Genomic DNA, 14,728 nt, shown 5'->3' with positions numbered 1-14,728 from the left:
CCGCGCGTACGAAGGAGCAGCGTGTTCCCCACAGACGAAGTCGGCGGCGACGCCGTCACCACCCTGCTGTTCGCCGTCACCGTCCTCGGCCTGCTCGTGCTCGCCGGGGTCGTGCTGCGGCTGCTGATCGCCCCGCTGCGCCGCCTGTTCGTCCCGGCCGCGCTCATCGGCGGCGTCCTGGGGGCCGCGCTGGGGCCCTACGGCGCGGGGCTGTTCCCCGAGAGCATGACCGGCACCTGGGCCGCGTTGCCCGGGGTGCTGATCACCGTGGTCTTCGCCCCGATGCTCATCGGCGTGCGCATCCCCAACCCGCGCAGGAGCTACCACCTCATCGCGCCGCAGCTCCTGTTCGGCTACATGGGCGACCTCCTGATGATCGGCGTCCCCGTGCTGGTGTGCGCCGCGCTGCTCATGCCCTTCTGGGACGTGAACGCGATGTTCGGCACCGTCATCGAGGTCGGCTGGCCGGGCGGGCACGGCACCGCAGCGGGAATGGGGCCGGTCTACGCCGAACTGGGCTGGACCGACGGCGGCGCGCTCGCGCTGGCGGCGGCCACCGCCGGGCTGGTGTTCGGGATCGTGGTGGGCATGGTGCTCATCAACATCGGTGCCCGCCGCGGCCACCTGCGCCACCTCAGCGCGGACCGCGGCGAGGAGGCGCCCGAGGTCCTGCCCGAGGAGGCGCGGACCCCGATGGGGCGCGTGACCCTCAACAAGGACCTCGTCGACGGACTGGCCTTCCACGGGGCGCTGATCGCCGCGGCGGTGCTGATCGGCTGGGTGCTCCAGTACTTCCTCGGACTCGTGATCCCCGGCATGCCGCTGTTCCCGCTGGCGATGATCGGCGGCGGCGTCGTACAGGCGGTCATCTCGCGGACCCGGCTGGGCGAGGCGGTGGACCCCGGCAGCCTGCGCGCCATCCAGGGGGTCGCGCTCGACCTGCTGGTGGTCTCTGCGGTCGCGTCCATCGCGGTGCCCGTCGTGCTCGGCAACATCGTGCCGCTGCTGGTTCTGGTCGCGGTCGCCGCGCTGGTCACGGTGGGCTTCTTCTACTGGGCGGGTCCGCGGATGTTCCGCGACTCCTGGTTCGAGCACGCCATCGTCAACTTCGGAACGCTGACGGCGGTGGCCTCGGTCGGCCTCATGCTGCTGCGCACGGCCGACCCGGAGCTCAGGACCGACGCCGCGCGGGCCTACGCGCTGCGCGCGCCCTTCTTCAGCCCGATCGCCGGAGGCGGGATGCTGACGGCGCTGCTGCCGCTGATCGCGGTGAACTACGGGCCCTGGGCGCTGGGCGTCGGAGCGCTCCTCGCCGCGGCGGCGGTGTACGTGCTCGCGCGGGTGCTGGGGATCTGGCGGCGGCCCGGAGCGGGCGTCGGCGCCGCGGCCGGGGGCTGAGCGGCCGGTTCCGGGCGCGAACGCGAGAGGCCCTCCCCGGGGGCGATTCCGGGAAGGGCCTCTCCTGTGCGGGGTTGGTCAGTCGGCGGACGGCTCCCGGCCGGTCCGCGCGGTGCCCGTGGCGCCGACCGTGCTCGTCGGCTCCGTCGGGGCACCGGCCTCGGGGGCCCGCGCGGCCTCCTCGGTCTTAGCGGCCTCCGCGGCCGGATCGGGCAGGTCCAGGCTGTCCCGCAGCTGGACCCGGGGCAGGAAGAGCGCCAGCACCAGGCCGACGAGGGCGATGCCCGTGGCGAGCAGGAACAGGTCGCCGGTGGACGTGCCGTAGGCGCCCTCGACGATCTCGCGCAGGAACGGCGGCATGGCGTCCAGGTTCAGGGTGCCGGCGTCCCCGCCTCCGGCGGTGGCGCTCACCCCGGACTCGGACAGGCCGTCGGAGATGTTCGTGGAGACGCGGTTGGCCAGGAAGGCGCCCAGTACGGACACGCCCATGGTGCCGCCCAGGGTGCGGAAGAAGGCGACCGTGCCGCTGGCCGCGCCGATCTCGCGCAGCGGGACGGAGTTCTGCACCACCAGGACCAGGTTCTGCATGGACATGCCGACCCCCAGCCCCATCAGCACCATGCCCCCGCACACGATGAGCAGCGGCGTGGTCGCGTCGATGGTGGCCAGCACCAGGAAGCCCAGGGTCAGCGTGACCATGCCGGTGACCACGTAGGACTTGACCCGTCCCGAACGCGAGACCATGCGCCCGGACACGGTCGAGGAGATCATCGTCCCCAGCATGAGCGGGGCGGTCAGCAGACCGGCCTCGGTGGGGGAGTAGCCGCGCGCCAGCTGGAAGTACTGGCCCAGGAAGACCGCCCCGCCGAACATCGCCATGCCGACCGCGGAGCTGGCCAGGATGGCGATGGCCGTCTCGCGCCGCATGACCAGGTGCAGGGGCACGACCGGCTCCGACACGCGCGCCTCCACCCACACGGCCAGGCCGAGCAGCAGCAGGCTTCCGGCGACCATGGCCCCGGACTGCCAGGAGATCCAGGCGAAGTCGTTGCCCACGAAGGTCACCCACAGCAGCAGGAGGCTGACGCCCGCGGCGATCAGCGCGGCGCCCGCGTAGTCCACCTTCGTGTCGGGGCGGCGCACGTCCACCAGCTTGAGCGTGCGGCTCAGCGCGACCAGGGCCACCAGCATGAACGGCACGCCGATGAGGAAGCACCAGCGCCAGCCCAGGCCGGGCAGGTCGGCCAGCAGCCCGCCGATCAGCGGTCCGCCGACGGTGGCCACGGCCATCACCGCGCCGATGTAGCCGTTGAGGGTGCCGCGCTGCTTGGGGCTGACCATCGCGGCGATGATCACCTGGACCAGGACCTGCGAGGCGCCCATGCCCAGGCCCTGCACGGCCCGGAACGCGATGAGCTGGCCGGTGGTCTGCGCGAACCCGCACAGCAGCGACGAGACGATGAACAGCCCGATCGAGAGCTGGAGCAGCTTCTTCTTGTCGAAGAGGTCGGCCAGCTTGCCCCAGACCGGAGTGGAGGCGGTGGAGGCCAGCAGGGTCGCGGTCACCACCCACGTGTACTGCGACTGGCTGCCGTCCAGCGCCCCGACGATCTGGGGGAGGGCGACCGACACGATCGTGCTGCTGAGCATCGTCACGCCCAGCACTATGAGCAGGCCGCTCAGGGAACGCAGGATCGAGGGCTGCCCGGTGTCGGGTAAGGGACGGGAAGTGCGCACGGATGGACCTCTGAGAAGGAAGACGGGGCGGCGCGGGAGGCCGCGGGACTGCTCGGTTGCCGTGGGTGGCCAAAAATGTGCAGAAGAGGCATTTTTGCACCCACTGTAGAATATCACCGGGGTCACGATCCGGGGGCTGGTCGAACGTGGGAAAGCCGACATCCGCCTCAGGGAATGCCCGCGCCGTTCGCCGGGCGTCCGTCCTCGGCCCGTGCCCGCTCCACGCCGCTCCCCGGGGTCCGCGCCGGTCCCGCGTCCTCCGTCGGGGCGCCCGACCCGCGCCCCCGTGATCCCGTTCACGGTTCGGTCCGGGTCCTCCCGCGTCCCCGTCCGCGATCCGGCCCGCCTCCTCACTCCGCGGTGCGCCCGATCCCGGTCCGCGGCCCGCGTCGCTCCTGATCAGCGCCCCGCCGCGCCCGCGTGCCGTGTCCCTCGGTCCGGTTCCCGCGGGGTGTCGGCCTCGCGGACGGATCCTCGACGGCGGGGGAGGGGGTCGAAGACAGGCGCGGTCCGCGCGCATGGCGCTCCTCCGATGGGGCAGACTGCCGAGGTAACCCTCGAAAAACTGTCTTCTCGAAAAACGAGCTACAAGGACGCGCATGACCTCCCTCCTCTTCGCCGCCTTCGCGCTGGCCCACCTGTGCCTGACCGCCTGGCTGGTCCGGCTGGCGCTCTCCCGGCGCTCCCCGCACACCTGGCTGGTGGCGGTCGTGGCCGCCGGACTCGTCTACGACAACGGGATCGTGGCGCTGGGCTCCACCATCGGCGCCGGAGACCTCCTGCTCGCGCTGAACCTGCCGCGCTTCGTGGTGCACGCCCTGGTCACGCCTCTGCTCATCGTCTTCGCCGCCGGGGCGGCCCGCGACGCCGGGCTCGCCTGGGCCCGCCCGCGCGCGGTGCGCGCCGGGTTCTGGCTGCTGGCGGCCGCCCTCATCGTCTACGGCGTCGTGACCGAACTCGTGGGGCTCACCCTGGTGCCCGGCCGCGAGGGCGACGCGCTGCGCTACTCGGCCGCCGAGTCGGCCCTGCCGGTCCCGGCCGTGACGACCGTCGTCGTGCTGCTCGTGGTCGGGGTGGCGCTGCTGGTGCGGGCGCGCAGCGGGTGGATGCTGCTGGGCGCCGCCGTCATGTTCGCGGCCTCGGCCGTGCCCACGGTGCCGCTGGCGGTGGGGAACATGGGCGAGGTGGCGCTCATCGCCGGGCTCGCCCTCACCGCGCGCCGGGCGGACCGCGCCTCCGTCAGGCCCTCGGCGCCGTCCCGGTGAAGAGGGCTTGGAGGACCTGGTCGGCGTAGGCGCGTGGGTCAGGGGGCTCTCCGGCGACAGCGACCGGTGGTACAGAGGACCCGGACAGAGGGCCCGACAGGATCGCCGTGCCCGGGCCGATGGCGTGGTCCCGCGCGATCTGCCCCTTGTGCCGGGCCGCGCCGACGACGGGCGCGCGGTCAGGCGGCGGGGATGGCGGTCCCGGTGAGCTGCTCGGAGACCCGCCAGACCCGCTCGGCCTCGTCGGCACCGCGCAGCGGGGTGTAGAGCCGCTGCTCGGCGGGCGGGCCGCCGAGGTTGCCGGGGCCGCCGGGGCTGTAGAGCGCGCCCGGCTTGGCGGCCGGGTCGGTCGCGGCCACGAGGGCGGGCAGCTTCGCAGTCTCGACGGTGCCCGCCAGGATGCCGCGGGCCGAGAGCGCGCGGATCAGCCGCACGCCCAGGGTGTCCCGGTCGCGGCCGATCTCGGGGCGGGCGGCCAGGAGGCTGGTCGGGGCCACCCCGGGGTGGGAGAGGTTGCTGGTGATGCCCCATCCGCCAGCCCTGCTGCGCCGCTCCAGTTCGAGGCCGAAGAGCCCGAACGCGATCTTGGACTGGCTGTAGGCGCGCATGCCGTCGTAGGAACGCTCCCAGTTCAGGTCGTCCCAGTTGACGGCCCCCCGCCTCGCGGCGATGCTGACCTGCGACGTGACGCGGGCGCGCCCCGCGCGCAGCAGCGGGAGGAGGCGGCCCACCAGGGCGAAGTGGCCGAGGTGGTTGGTGCCGAACTGGACCTCGAAGCCGTCCGCCGTGGTCTGCCGGTCCGGCGGGGTCATCACACCCGCGTTGTTGATGAGGATGTGGATCGGCAGGCCCTCCTCGCGGAGCGTGTCGCCGAGGGCCGCGACCGAGGCGAGAGAGGACAGGTCGAGGTCGCGCAGCGAGACCCGGGCGTCGGGGTGACTCCGGCGGATCCTGGCGATCGCGTCCTCGCCCTTGCGCGGATTGCGGACGGGCATGATCACCTCGGCGCCCGCGGCGGCCAGCCTCATGGCCATCCCCAGGCCCATCCCGTCGCTGGCGCCGGTGACGAGCGCGCGCCTCCCGGTCAGGTCCGGCACGGTGATGTCGATGGTTCGACGCGGCATGGCTCTGCTCCCTCGTGTCCTCACGGACGCGCGTTCGGGCGGTTCCCGCTCCCTCCGTACCTGGTGCACGGTGCGCAGGAACGATCCTCCGCCCAAGGCGGGGTCGGTAACCACGGCCTCCCGATCCCAGGATCGGCGGGTCACCCCTCGCGCCTCTTCCACCTCCTCGACGGTAAGGGGGGATCGGCGGTCCGTGGTTACCGCCGCGCGCGCAAGGTAGACACGGAGCAGCACCACTGGGAAGAAGGAGTGCCGTGATCGATCGCACCGGGCTGGCCGAGTTCCTCCGCACCCGCCGGGAAGCGCTGCAACCCGAGGACGTCGGGCTGCCGCGCGGGCAGCGCCGCAGGACCAGCGGACTGCGGCGCGAGGAGGTCGCCGCGCTGTGCCACATGTCGACCGACTACTACTCGCGGCTGGAGCGGGAGCGCGGACCGCGGCCGTCGGGCCAGATGCTCTCCTCCATCGCCCAGGGGCTGCACCTGTCACTGGACGAGCGCGACCACCTGTTCCGCCTGGCCGGACACAACCCGCCCCCGCGCGGCACGGTCAGCGACCACGTCAGCCCCGGCCTGCAACGGGTCCTCGACCGTTTGGACGACACGCCCGCGGAGATCGTCACCGAACTCGGCGAGACCCTGCGCCAGTCCCCGATGGGCGTCGCGCTGACCGGGGACACGACGCGGTTCACGGGGCCCGAACGCAGCTCGGGGTACCGGTGGTTCACCGATCCCGACTCCCGAAGGATCTACGCGCCCGAGGAGCACCCGTTCCTCACCCGCATGTACGCCTCGGGTCTGCGCGAGATCGTCACCCTGCGCGGCCCCGACTCGCGGGCCGCCCGCCTCGCCGACCTGCTCCTGGACCGGAGCGAGGAGTTCCGGCGGGTGTGGGAGGACCACGAGATCGGTGTGCGCCCCCACCACGTCAAGCACTTCGTGCACCCCGAGGTCGGTCCCCTGGAGCTGAACTGCCAGAGACTGGTCGACCCCGGCCAGGCCCACTCGCTGCTCGTCTACACCGCCGTCCCCGGCAGCGAGAGCCACGACAGGCTGCACCTGCTGTCGGTCATCGGAGCCCGGGCGCTGGGCTGAGCACCCGCCGCCACGCCTCCCCCGCCCGTCACGGGCCGGAGGCGGCGATCTCCTGGCCCCTGTCCAGGACGGCGCGCGGGTCCCCGTCCGGGGCCACGGCCGTGCCCAGCTCCCCGGCCATCGTGCCGCGCAGCCGGGCCCAGACCGGTTCGTAGGTGGGGTCCAGCCGTGCCTCGGGGATCTGCTCGACGTACTGCCCCACGTCGGGGTCGTCGCGGAACTCCTCGACGCCGGACTCGGTGGTCGGCAGCAGCCCCTCGACCTCCAGGTAGGCGGTGTAGTTCTCCGGTTCGTAGAAGTAGTCCAGGAACTCGGTGACCAGCTCCTGGTTGCCGGGGTTGTCGAAGGCCACCAGGTAGTCCTGGATGCCGTGGGTGGAGGGCTCGGCGCCGCCGTTGGTCGGGTGGGTCGTCGTGCCGTAGTCCACGCCCGCCTCGTGCACCGGGTCCAGGAACGCGCTGCCGCCCAGCGGCGCGTACACCATGGCGGCCCTGCCCTGGGCGAAGAGCGGCCACGTGCCGTCTGGGCGGTTGGTCTGCCCGGGGTTGGGCTGGGTGGCTTCGTGCTCCACCACCAGGTCCCGGAGGAACTCCAGCGTGGCGACGTTGCGGTCGCTGTTGACCGTCCACTCGCCGTCCTGCTTCCAGCCGCCGCCGTTGGAGCGCGCCCACGTGCCGAACTCGTAGTCGCCGCCGTCGAAGCCCAGCGCCAGCGCGTAGGGGACGTGGTCGCCGGGGAGCGCCTTGACGCGCTCCGCCGCCTCCAGGAACTCGTCCCAGGTCCGCGGGGGCTCGCTGATCCCGGCCTCGGCGAAGATGGTCCGGTTGTAGTACATCGCGTTCACCGTCGCGACGAACGGCAGGGCGTACTGCTCACCCTCCAGCGAGGCGTTCTCGGCCAGGACCGGGACGAAGTCGGTGAACTTGTCCTCGGGCAGCACGTCCCGCGCCGGGTGCAGCAGGCCCGCCTCGGCGTAGTCGGCGAAGAGGTTCGTGTTGAGGATGTCGGGGAACTGCCGGGTCTGCACCATCGTGTTGACCTGGTTCTGGAGGTCGTCCCAGCCGATCACCCGCAGCCGGACGCTCGTGCCGGGGTGGTCGGCCTCGAAGTCCTGGATCAGGTCGGTCCAGTAGGGCTGGGTCCCCTCGGTGTACTGCGCCACGACCAGCTCGATGGTGTTCGGGTCCCCGCCCCCGTCCCCACCGCACCCCGCGGCGAGCAGCGCGGCCGCCGACAGCGCGGCGGCCACGGCGGTGGCCCGCGGTCTCTGTCTCCTCATCGACTACCCTTCCCTTCCGCTTCCCGGCGGGGACGCGTCAACGAACACTGCCCGTGCTCAGGCCGCTGACCAGGTACTTCTCAATCAGGGCGAAGAGGACCACTGTGGGGACGACGGCCATCAGCCCGGCGGCGAAGAGGTACTGGTAGTTCGTCTCGTACAGGCCGATGAACTGCTGGACCCCCACGGTCAGCGGCACCCTGCCCTGCGAGGGGTCGTTGAACAGGGTCAGCGCGACGATGAACTCGTTCCACACCTGGATGAAGGTGAAGACGACCACCGTGATGATCCCCGGCGCCGACAGCGGGACGACGATCCCGAGCATGGTCCGGAAGCGGCCGAGGCCGTCCATCATGGCCGCCTCCTCGGTCTCCCGCGGGACCGCCCGGAAGTGGGTGTTGAGGATCCACACCGCGAAGGCGATGTTGAAGGCGGAGTTGACGGCGATGATGAACCAGTAGGAGTTCACCGCGCCGAGGAAGAGCGCCTCCCGGTACAGCCCGATGATGAGCGCCACCGCCGGGAACATCTGGGTGATGAGGATCAGGCCGAGGAAGGCACCCTTACCCCGGAAGCCGGAGCGGGCGACGGCGTAGGCGGCGGGCGCGGCCACGGCGAGCACGACCAGGGTCGAGACCCCGGCGACGGTGAGGCTGACCCGGAAGTACTCCGCCAGCGGGATCCGGCTCCACACCTCGACGTAGTTCGACCACGCCCAGTCCCGGGGCAGGTAGGTCGCGGGGACGGCGAACAGCTCCGCGTCGGTCTTGAGCGAGCCGAGGAACATCGCGGCGTAGGGGGCGAGGAAGAACAGGGCGACCAGCGCCCCGACCAGGGGGAGGACGGCGCTCCTGACGCGGCGCCACACCCGGCCGCCCGCGTCCGCCGCCGGGCGCAGGAGCGGAGCGCACGCGCTCGCCGCGCGCCCGCGCAGGGACGACCACGAGCGCGCGGCCCGGCCGGTGAGCGAGCGGACGCCGCCGGGCACCGCCGAGGCCAGGACGCGGCCCGCCCGGTCGCGGCGGCCCGGCCGCAGCAGCCAGGCCAGGAACGCGATCAGCCCGACCAGGAAGGCCACGTTGAGCACCGCGAGCGCGGCGGCCTCGCCCGGGTCCAGCTGCTCCTTGAAGGCGATCTTGTACATCCACGTGACCGTGGTGTCGGCGTGGTTCCCGGCGATCGAGCCGGTGATCACCCAGATGAGCGTGAACGCGTTGAACACGTGCAGCATGTTCAGCACGAACGCCACCAGCAGTGAGGGGCGCAGCAGCGGCAGGGTGACGTGCAGCCACCGCCTCCAGGCCCCGGCGCCGTCGATCCTGGCCGCCTCGTGCACCTCGGTCGGGATCGTCTGGAGACCGGTCAGCAGGACGTAGGTCGTGAAGGGGACCGACGTCACGACGCCGACGACCATGATCGAGGCGAAGGCCGTGGCGGGGTCCTTGTACCACTCGTGCGGTGCGTCGAGGACCGACAGGTCCATCAGCAGGCGGTTGACCAGGCCGTTGCCGCCCTCCAGCAGGAACCGCCAGACCGTCGCGGTCATCACCAGGGAGGCCGCCCAGGGCACGACGACGGAGAGCCGTACGAGTCGGCGCCCGCGGAACTCCTTGGTGAGGAACTGGGCCAGGGCCAGGGACACCAGGAGCGTCACCCCGAGGACGACCACCAGCCACGCCAGCGTGTTGGCCACCACCCCGGGCAGCGCGGGCTCCCCCAGCAGCCGCCGGTAGTTGTCCAGCCCCGTGAACCCCTGGATCTGCCCGATCCGGTCCACGGCCAGGAAGGACAGCCAGACCATGTAGAGCGCGGGGAAGACGATGACCAGGCCGATGAGGGCGGTGGCGGGCAGCAGCCAGCGCGTCGCCGACGTGCGCCGCCACAGGTCACGGGCGGGCCGGGGCGGGGTGTCCCCGGAGCGGCCGCCGGGGCGGTCCCGACCGCCCCGGCGGTCCGGCGGGGGGAGCGGGGCGCGTTCGCGCTCCGCTCCGACCCCGCCCGTGGGCCGCGCGGTGTCAGCCATGTCCGTTTCGGGTGTACGCGAGGACCATGGTGAGCGCTCCCTCCGGTAGTCGATGAGTGACCATCGTCACGTTCTGGTTGATTGGTGTCAAGCTTTAGATCCTCCTTCTGTTCACTAGTAATCATCATGTGCTCATGTAATGATCGTTGGGTGTGACCGGCCCGAGCCCGGGCCCGACCGGGCGCCGCGCCCGTCCGCCGGAGCGGGCGAACGGTCGCCGCGACGGCCTCGGCCGCCGCCGAGGCGGCCAGAAGGGGGAACGAGCATGCCCGACGACGCGAGCCGACCCGCGGTCATCCCGGTGCCGACGCTGACGGAACCGCGTCCGGGCGCCCTCCGGCTGGACCGCGGACTCTCCCTGCGCGTCGAACCGGAGGCCGCGCTGGCGGGCGCGCTGTTACGCGAGGTCCTGGCCCCGCTGACCGGACCTGGGGCCGGGGGCGGTCCGGGCGGCGGTCCTGCCCCCGTCACCGTGCGCGTGGACCCCCGACGGGCCCGCGAACACGGCTACACGCTGACCGTGGACACCGACGGCGTCGAGATCGTCGGCGCGGACCCGGTCGGGGCCTTCCACGGCGCGCAGACCCTGCGCCAGCTCCTGCCCGCGCGGCTGTGGCGGACGGGCGCGTCCGCGCGGGGCGCGGGCATCCCCTGCACGCGCGTGGAGGACCACCCCCGGCTGCGCTGGCGCGGCCTCATGCTGGACGTGGCCCGGCACTTCCTGCCCAAGGACTTCGTCCTGCGCCTGATCGACCTGCTCGCCCTGCACAAGCTCAACGTCCTGCACCTGCACCTGACCGACGACCAGGGCTGGCGGATCGAGGTGCCCGGCTACCCCCGGCTGACGGAGGTCGGCGCGTGGCGGGCGCGCACCGTGGTCGGCGACGACCTCGGCACGAGCCCCGATCCGGTCTACGACCAGACCCCGCACGGCGGCTACTACACCGAGGCCGACCTGCGCGAGATCGTGGCGCACGCCCGCGACCGGTGCGTCGAGGTGGTCCCGGAGATCGACATGCCCGGCCACATGCAGGCGGCCATCGCCGCCTACCCCGAACTCGGCAACACCGGCGCCCCGACGATCGTGCGCGAGCGCTGGGGGGTGGGCACCCGCCTGCTCAACGTGGACGAGACCGCGCTGCGGTTCTGCCGCGACGTCCTGACGCACGTGATGGACGTCTTCCCCGGCCGGTACGTCCACTGCGGCGGGGACGAGGTCCCCAAGGACGAGTGGCGCGACAGCCCCCGCGTGCAGGAGCACATCCGCCGGCTGGGGCTCGCGGACGAGGAGGAGCTCCAGGGCTGGTTCACCGGGTACATCGCCGCGTTCCTGGCCGAGCACGGCCGCACGCTGGTGGGCTGGGACGAGGTCCTGGACGGGGGAGCGCTCCCCGCCGACGTGGCGGTGATGGCCTGGCGCGAGCAGGAGAGGGGCGAGGCCGCGGCCCGGCTCGGCCACGAGACGGTCATGGCGCCCACCAGCCACGTGTACCTCGACTACTACCAGGACGAGGACACCGCGGCCGAGCCCCTCGCCTTCGGCGGCGGCTTCGTGCCGCTGTCCACCGTCTTCGGCTTCGAACCGGTGCCCGCCGCGCTGGACGGGGAGGCCGCCCGGCGCGTCGTCGGCGCCGAGGCCCAGATGTGGACCGAGTACGTGGCCACCGAGGAGCACACCGAGTACATGCTCTTCCCCCGCCTGTGCGCCTTCGCCGAGGCCGTCTGGCGCCAGCCTGGCGAGCGCGGCCACGACCGCGCCGACTTCCTCGCCCGGCTGCGCGCGCACCTGGAGCGCCTGGACGCCCTCGGGGTCGGCTACCGGCCGCTGGACGGAAGGAACGACCCGTGAGTCCCTCAGGCCCGGGCCGCGGTTCAGGCCTGGACGACCTCGACCCCGGCCCTGGTGAAGCCGTCCACGACGTCGGGGTCCGCGTCCTTGTCAGTCACCAGGACGTCGATACCGGCGACCGGCAGGATCCGGGCGAAGGCCCGCTGGCCGATCTTGTGGCTGTCCGCGGCCACGATGACCCGCTCGGCGCGCCGGGCGAGCAGCGTGTTGGCGGCGGCCTCGTCCTCGTCGAAGGCCATGGCGCCGATGTCGGCGCCCACGGCGTCGGCCCCGATCACGGCCACGTTCAGGGAGAGCGTCTCCAGGACCCGCTCGGCGAGCGGCCCCACCAGCTCGTAGGAGCGGGGGCGCACGACCCCGCCCACGACGACCACCTTGATGTGGGGGCGCACCAGGAGTTCGGTGGCGATGTTGAGCGCGCTGGTCACCACGGTCAGGCCGCGCCCGGGGTCCTCGCCGCGGAAGCTCTCGTGCAGGGCCAGGGCGCGCGCCACCTGGGTGGTCGTGGTGCCGCCGTTGAGGCCGACGACCGAACCCGGGGGGACCAGGTCCGCGATCGCCTGGGCGATGCGCTCCTTCTCCTCGGCGTGCCGGGCGGCCTTGTAGCTCAGCGGCAGGTCGTAGGAGACGGAGGAGGCCAGGGCGCCGCCCCGCGTGCGGGTCAGGAGCTGCTGCTGCTCCAGGTGGTCGAGGTCGCGCCGGACGGTGGCCGGGGAGACCCCCAGCTCCTCCACCGCCTCGTCGACGGAGAGGGACCCGCGCTCGGAGAGCAGTTCGAGCACAGCCGTCAAACGCTGGTGGCGGTCCATGACGTCCCCCAAGGACAAACTGTTGATCCAATCTGACTGTTAACCGACTATATCGATCAAAAACAATCAGGCTAACGATGCTTCGTGCGCGTCGTCGCGCACCGCACGCGGAGGACGGGCCGTCACAGCACTCCTACCCGACCCGGCAGCGGGGCGCACGGCGGGACACACCGCGAACGGGGCCGCGGGCGGGGACGGGGATCCGGCGTCCGGACGAGGGCGCCGGGCCGCTCCCCGCGGCGGGCGCGAGGGCCCCGCAGCCAGCAAGGGAGATCCTAGATGAACACCCATGTCACCGCGGAGATCGCCAGCCAGCCGCAGTGCTGGCGGCGCGTCGCGGACGCGCTGGCGTCTGCCGAACCCGCGCTGCCGCGTCCGGGGGAGCGCACGGCCGTCGTCGGCTGCGGCACGTCCTGGTTCGTCGCGATGTCCTACGCCGCCCTGCGCGAGCGGGCCGGGCAGGGCGGGACCGACGCGTTCCCGGGTTCGGAGGTGCCGCCCGGCCGCTCCTACGACCGCGTCGTGGCCATCAGCCGCTCCGGCACGACGACCGAGGTCACGGACCTGCTCAGGGCGGCCCGGGACGTGCCCACCACCGTGATCACCGCCGTGCCCGGCTCGCCGGTCACCGAACTCGCCGACCTGAGCGTGGTGCTGGACTTCGCCGACGAGAGGTCGGTGGTGCAGACCCGCTACGCCACGACGGCGCTCGCCCTGCTGCGCGCCCACCTGGGCCACGACGTCGAGCGCTTCGCCCGCGACGGCGAGCGGGCCCTGGAGGCCCCGCTGGACCCCCTGGTCCGCGCCGAACAGATCACCTTCCTCGGCCGGGGGTGGACGGTGGGCCTGGCACACGAGGCGGCGTTGAAGTCGCGTGAGGCGGCGCGGATGTGGACGGAGGCCTACCCGGCGATGGAGTACCGCCACGGCCCCCTCACCATCGCCGAGCCGGGACGGCTCGTGTGGTCCTTCGGCGAGCCGCCCGCGGGCCTGGCCGCCGAGGTCGAGGCCACCGGCGCCGCCTTCCGCGCCAGCGACCTGGATCCTCTGGCCGACCTCGTCGTGGCCCAGCGCCTGGCCGTCGCCCTCGCCGAACGGCGGCGGCTCGACGCGGACCGGCCCCGCAACCTCACCCGTTCGGTCGTCCTCGCGGACGAGCCGACGTGAGCGCCGTCGTCGCCGTCGACGTCGGCGGAACCCTGACCAAGGCGGCCCTCGTGGACGCCGACCACAGGGTGCTCCTCGCCCGCAGGACGCCCACGCCCACGGGACCCCGCGTCGCCGAGGCCGTGATCGACACCGCCGCCGCCCTCGTCGGGGAGCTGCGCTCCGCGTCCCGGGACGCCCCGGTCGCGGCGGTCGGGGCGGTCGTCCCCGGCATCGTCGACGTCGGGCGCGGGGTGGCGGTGTGGTCGGAGAACCTCCTCTGGCGCGACGTGCCGGTACGCGACCGGCTCGCCGAGCGCTGCGGGCTGCCCGTCGCCCTCGGGCACGACGTGGCCGCCGGAGGCCTGGCCGAACAGCGGCTCGGCGCCGCGCGCGGCCACGAGGACGCCGTCTTCGTCCCCATCGGCACCGGCCTGTCGGCGGCCCTGCTCCTGGGCGGGCGGGCGCACACCGCGGGCGGCTTCGCGGGCGAGATGGGACACGTGGACGTGGGCCACGGCGGGCCGTGCGCCTGCGGCGCCACCGGGTGCCTGGAGGCGATCGCCTCGGCCGCGGCCATCGCCCGCCGCTACGCCGAGCGCACGGGGCGGCCCACCCGGGAGGCCCGTGAGGTGGCCGACCTCCTCGTACGGGGCGACCCCGACGCCAGGCGGGTGTGGGACGAGGCCGTGGACGCCCTGGCGCTCGGCCTCTCCTGGATCAGCGCCGTGCTCGCCCCGCGGGTCATCGTGGTCGGCGGCGGTCTGGCCCGGTCCGGCGAACTGCTGCTCGCCCCGCTGCGCGAACGGCTCGAAGCCCGCCTGACCTTCCACCGGCGTCCGGACGTGGTCCCCGCCGCGCTGGGCGACGAGGCCGGGTGCCTGGGCGCGGCGCTGCTGGCCCGGGAACTGCTGGAGCGCCCGTGAACACGACCGGCGACCGTGACCGCGCCCGGACCGAGCCCCGGGTCTTCCCCGGCCGCGACCGCACACCCCGGGCCGTCC

11 protein-coding genes are annotated in these 14,728 nt (G+C 73.2%); 6 read left to right on the top strand and 5 right to left on the bottom strand.

What is annotated here, in order from left to right:
• Positions 1-21 precede the first annotated feature (21 nt).
• Positions 22-1,398, top strand: a complete 1,377-nt coding sequence (locus UIS43_RS05490) for a sodium/glutamate symporter (protein ID WP_013153399.1) — start codon at positions 22-24, stop codon at positions 1,396-1,398.
• 78 nt (positions 1,399-1,476) lie between these two features.
• Here the strand turns inward: UIS43_RS05490 and UIS43_RS05485 are convergent, their stop codons facing one another.
• Positions 1,477-3,048, bottom strand: a complete 1,572-nt coding sequence (locus UIS43_RS05485) for an MDR family MFS transporter (RefSeq protein WP_232238695.1) — start codon at positions 3,046-3,048, stop codon at positions 1,477-1,479.
• 686 nt (positions 3,049-3,734) lie between these two features.
• Here UIS43_RS05485 and UIS43_RS05480 point away from each other — a divergent pair.
• Positions 3,735-4,400, top strand: a complete 666-nt coding sequence (locus UIS43_RS05480) for a hypothetical protein (RefSeq protein ID WP_013153397.1) — start codon at positions 3,735-3,737, stop codon at positions 4,398-4,400.
• A gap of 179 nt (positions 4,401-4,579) precedes the next feature.
• Here the strand turns inward: UIS43_RS05480 and UIS43_RS05475 are convergent, their stop codons facing one another.
• Positions 4,580-5,524 (bottom strand): SDR family oxidoreductase, encoded by a 945-nt coding sequence (locus UIS43_RS05475; RefSeq protein ID WP_370012632.1) that lies wholly within the window; start codon positions 5,522-5,524, stop codon positions 4,580-4,582.
• 254 nt (positions 5,525-5,778) lie between these two features.
• Between UIS43_RS05475 and UIS43_RS05470 the strand changes: the two genes are divergently transcribed.
• On the top strand, positions 5,779-6,618 hold the full coding sequence (locus UIS43_RS05470) for a helix-turn-helix transcriptional regulator (protein WP_013153395.1): 840 nt from the start codon (positions 5,779-5,781) through the stop codon (positions 6,616-6,618).
• Positions 6,619-6,646: 28 nt separating this feature from the next.
• On the opposite strand, the gene UIS43_RS05465 is transcribed toward UIS43_RS05470, so the two are convergent.
• Together UIS43_RS05465 and UIS43_RS05460 are read right to left on the bottom strand one after the other, a co-directional pair.
• On the bottom strand, positions 6,647-7,897 hold the full coding sequence (locus tag UIS43_RS05465) for an extracellular solute-binding protein (RefSeq protein WP_358170709.1): 1,251 nt from the start codon (positions 7,895-7,897) through the stop codon (positions 6,647-6,649).
• A 37-nt stretch (positions 7,898-7,934) separates the two neighbouring features.
• Positions 7,935-9,920 carry an ABC transporter permease subunit gene (locus UIS43_RS05460; RefSeq protein WP_370012630.1) on the bottom strand — a complete coding sequence of 662 codons (1,986 nt, stop codon included), beginning with the start codon at positions 9,918-9,920 and terminating at the stop codon, positions 7,935-7,937.
• 265 nt (positions 9,921-10,185) lie between these two features.
• Here UIS43_RS05460 and UIS43_RS05455 point away from each other — a divergent pair, with 265 nt between their 5' ends.
• Positions 10,186-11,769, top strand: a complete 1,584-nt coding sequence (locus tag UIS43_RS05455) for a beta-N-acetylhexosaminidase (protein ID WP_370012629.1) — start codon at positions 10,186-10,188, stop codon at positions 11,767-11,769.
• A 23-nt stretch (positions 11,770-11,792) separates the two neighbouring features.
• Here the strand turns inward: UIS43_RS05455 and UIS43_RS05450 are convergent, their stop codons facing one another.
• Positions 11,793-12,578 (bottom strand): DeoR/GlpR family DNA-binding transcription regulator, encoded by a 786-nt coding sequence (locus UIS43_RS05450; RefSeq protein ID WP_013153391.1) that lies wholly within the window; start codon positions 12,576-12,578, stop codon positions 11,793-11,795.
• A 279-nt stretch (positions 12,579-12,857) separates the two neighbouring features.
• On the opposite strand from UIS43_RS05450, the gene UIS43_RS05445 reads away from it, so the two are divergent.
• On the top strand, positions 12,858-13,745 hold the full coding sequence (locus UIS43_RS05445; RefSeq protein ID WP_013153390.1) for an SIS domain-containing protein: 888 nt from the start codon (positions 12,858-12,860) through the stop codon (positions 13,743-13,745).
• The gene (locus tag UIS43_RS05440; protein WP_013153389.1) at positions 13,742-14,650 is read left to right on the top strand and encodes an ROK family protein; all 909 of its coding nucleotides are present in this window, start codon (positions 13,742-13,744) and stop codon (positions 14,648-14,650) included. The genes UIS43_RS05445 and UIS43_RS05440 overlap by 4 nt, the downstream gene beginning before the upstream one ends.
• Positions 14,651-14,728: the final 78 nt, after the last annotated feature.

This window comes from Nocardiopsis sp. LDBS0036 (assembly GCF_041228755.1).
Classification (GTDB): domain Bacteria; phylum Actinomycetota; class Actinomycetes; order Streptosporangiales; family Streptosporangiaceae; genus Nocardiopsis; species Nocardiopsis dassonvillei.
This window is presented reverse-complemented; position numbering and strand designations above follow the sequence as displayed.

Excerpts from the sequence above, each read along its gene's own strand:
- UIS43_RS05485 (WP_232238695.1), bottom strand. The coding sequence starts at position 3,048 with ATGCTCAGCAGCACGATCGTGTCGGTCGCCCTCCCCCAGATCGTCGGG.
- UIS43_RS05480 (WP_013153397.1), top strand. The coding sequence starts at position 3,735 with ATGACCTCCCTCCTCTTCGCCGCCTTCGCGCTGGCCCACCTGTGCCTG.
- UIS43_RS05475 (WP_370012632.1), bottom strand. The coding sequence starts at position 5,524 with ATGCCGCGTCGAACCATCGACATCACCGTGCCGGACCTGACCGGGAGG.
- UIS43_RS05465 (WP_358170709.1), bottom strand. The coding sequence starts at position 7,897 with ATGAGGAGACAGAGACCGCGGGCCACCGCCGTGGCCGCCGCGCTGTCG.
- UIS43_RS05460 (WP_370012630.1), bottom strand. The coding sequence starts at position 9,920 with ATGGCTGACACCGCGCGGCCCACGGGCGGGGTCGGAGCGGAGCGCGAA.
- UIS43_RS05455 (WP_370012629.1), top strand. The coding sequence starts at position 10,186 with ATGCCCGACGACGCGAGCCGACCCGCGGTCATCCCGGTGCCGACGCTG.
- UIS43_RS05450 (WP_013153391.1), bottom strand. The coding sequence starts at position 12,578 with ATGGACCGCCACCAGCGTTTGACGGCTGTGCTCGAACTGCTCTCCGAG.
- UIS43_RS05445 (WP_013153390.1), top strand. The coding sequence starts at position 12,858 with ATGAACACCCATGTCACCGCGGAGATCGCCAGCCAGCCGCAGTGCTGG.